Here is a 299-nt window from a genome sequence, read left to right as displayed (position 1 = left end):
ACAGAAATGATACAACCCCTTTGTTTAATGAATGCCTTGAATCCCTAGGAAACGAAACTCTCATTTTCTCTCAGGAAAAAAGCAAGCAGATTGCTACTACTTTAATGAACTTATTTCCTATAACTGGATCGGGAAGAGTAGATTGGGAACAGATAGACAGTCAATTAATAGCTTCAAACAAAGAACAACTAATTTCCCTTATTAGAGCAAATCAACTAGATTTTGCTGAACAGATTTTTATAATATGGGATAACAATGAAATCCCTGTAGTAAGTACAAATCTTGATAAAGAATTCCAA

General features: G+C 33.1%; 1 protein-coding gene. It reads left to right on the top strand.

Features of this window, described 5'->3' with window-relative positions; translation table 11 throughout:
• Positions 1 to 299: CDI toxin immunity protein (locus tag ACSG5Z_RS30770; protein ID WP_435712848.1), on the top strand; the 299-nt coding region annotated here is incomplete at both ends.

Origin of the sequence: Bacillus pretiosus, assembly GCF_051294775.1 — a bacterium.
GTDB classification, from domain to species: Bacteria; Bacillota; Bacilli; order Bacillales; family Bacillaceae_G; genus Bacillus_A; species Bacillus_A wiedmannii.
This window is presented reverse-complemented; position numbering and strand designations above follow the sequence as displayed.